This window comes from Enterobacter sp. GER_MD16_1505_Eko_090 (genome assembly GCF_003331015.1).
GTDB classification, from domain to species: Bacteria; Pseudomonadota; Gammaproteobacteria; order Enterobacterales; family Enterobacteriaceae; genus Enterobacter; species Enterobacter roggenkampii.
On the sequence record NZ_PUQF01000055.1, the window covers coordinates 1 to 2,101 of the forward strand.

The 2,101-nt window shown below is 64.3% G+C and carries 3 protein-coding genes; all 3 read right to left on the reverse strand.

Annotation, left to right across the window (positions count from 1 at the left end):
• Positions 1-1,340, reverse strand: a 1,340-nt coding sequence (locus tag C6A40_RS24665) for a mercury(II) reductase (RefSeq protein ID WP_058663132.1), incomplete at its 3' end; no start/stop codon positions are given.
• 38 nt (positions 1,341-1,378) lie between these two features.
• Positions 1,379-1,804, reverse strand: coding sequence for an organomercurial transporter MerC (merC, locus tag C6A40_RS24670; protein ID WP_000522996.1), 426 nt, complete (start codon positions 1,802-1,804; stop codon positions 1,379-1,381).
• A 27-nt stretch (positions 1,805-1,831) separates the two neighbouring features.
• Positions 1,832-2,101 (reverse strand): mercury resistance system periplasmic binding protein MerP (merP, locus tag C6A40_RS24675; RefSeq protein WP_114191465.1); only part of this gene is annotated, 270 nt, incomplete at its 5' end.

Genomic DNA, 2,101 nt, shown 5'->3' on the forward strand with positions numbered 1-2,101 from the left:
ACCTGCGGGTCGGTGAACACCACGGCCGGCATTGCGGTCAGGTCCAGGGCCGCATCGCCGCCAGTCATGTTGATCGCCGCACGAGTGCCGGCCGCTGCCGCCACATAGACGAACTGCGGCTGGTCGGTGCAGTCGCCGGCCGCGTAGATGTTCGGGCTACTGGTGCGCATGCCCTTGTCGATGACGATGGCCCCCTGCGCATTGACGGCTACCCCCGCCGCTTCCAATGCCAGGCTGCGCGTGTTCGGTGTCCGGCCGGTGGCGACCAGCAGCTTGTCGGCGCGCAATTCACCGTGCGTGGTGGTCAGCACGAATTCACCGTCCATATGGGCGACCTGGCTGGCTTGCGTGTGCTCCAGCACCTCGATGCCCTCGGCACGGAAAGCGGCTGTCACCGCCTCGCCGATGGCCGGGTCTTCACGGAAGAACAAGGTATTGCGCGCCAGGGCCGTGACCTTGCTGCCCAGCCGGGCAAAGGCTTGCGCCAGCTCCAGCGCCACCACCGACGAGCCGATTACGGCAAGGCGTTCGGGAATGGTGTCGCTCGCCAGGGCCTCGGTGGAAGTCCAGTAGGGTGACTCTTTCAAGCCCGGAATCGGCGGGACCGCCGGGCTGGCACCCGTGGCGACCAGGCAGCGGTCGAACATCACGACGCGCTCGCCACCCTCGTTCAAACTAACGATAAGGCTCTGGTCGTCCTTGAAACGCGCTTCACCGTGCAGAACGGTGATGGCTGAATTGCCGTCCAGGATGCCTTCGTACTTGGCATGACGGAGTTCTTCGACACGGGCCTGCTGCTGGGCCAGCAGCCGCTCGCGCAAGATCGTCGGCGGTGTGGGTGGCATGCCGCCGTCGAATGGGCTTTCCCGGCGCAGATGGGCGATGTGGGCGGCGCGGATCATGATCTTGGACGGCACACAACCGACGTTGACGCAGGTGCCGCCGATGGTGCCGCGCTCAATCAGCGTGACCTGCGCGCCTTGCTCGACGGCCTTCAGTGCTGCCGCCATCGCGGCTCCACCGCTACCAATGACGACGACCTGCAACGGGCGTTCGTTGCCACTGGGCTTATCAGCGGCCCCTATCCAGCCGCGCATCTTGTCGAGCAGGCCGGCGCGGTTGTCCGTCGGTGGCGCATCGGCAAGCGTTGCCTCGTAGCCCAGTCCGGCCACGGCGGTAGTCAGCGCATCCGATGACGTGCCCGCCTCAATGGCGAGTTGCGCTGTGCCCTTCGGATAGGACACCAGCGCCGATTGCACGCCGGGCACTTTCTCCAAGGCTTCCTTGACGTGAGCCGCGCACGAGTCGCAGGTCATCCCGGTGATTTTCAGGGTGGTCATGTATTTTTCCTTTTCTGTGGTGGCTACGGCTGTTGCCGTCAGCCACGTTGTTCTGGCAATTCACAGCTGTCCGGCCCGCAGCGGCGATGTGCTGGCGAGATGAAATCCCAGACCGACACCCCAACCATCAAGGCCAGGCCGACATAGAGCAGTCCACCGCTCTGCCAGCCGTAAGCCCGCATTAAAAACACCGCTGCCAGCACCAAGATCGGGCCTATCGTGCCGAGCGCCGTGCGTCGCCACTGTCGATGATTGAGCCAAGCGATAGCATTGGCGAGTAACGCGATGCCGGCGAACATCGGCAGCAGGATGCCAATGAATAGCCCCTCGTACTGGCTCAAGAAGCCCAGTCCGATGGCCGCGCCAAAGCTGGCGATGGCAGGAAAACAGGCGGCGCAGCCCATCGCGGAAACGACGCTGCCGAGCGCGCCGGTTTTGCCAGCGATGCGCGTGATGAGTCCCATGTGTCGCTCCCGAGTTCGGTTAACGGATCAGCGTTTGAGGCTGGACGGATAGCCCGCGTCCTCGGTCGCCTTGGTCAACTTCTGGACGTTGGTCTTGGCATCGTCGAAGGTGACGACGGCCTGGCGCTTGTCGAAACTTACGTCGGTCTTGCTCACGCCCTCAACCTTGGAAAGCGCGTGCTTGACAGTGATCGGGCAAGAGGCGCAGGTCATGCCAGGCACGGACAGCGTGACGGTCTGGGTGGCGGCCCACACGGGGGCAACAACGGCAGCGAGGGCGAGGGCGGCAAACAGTTT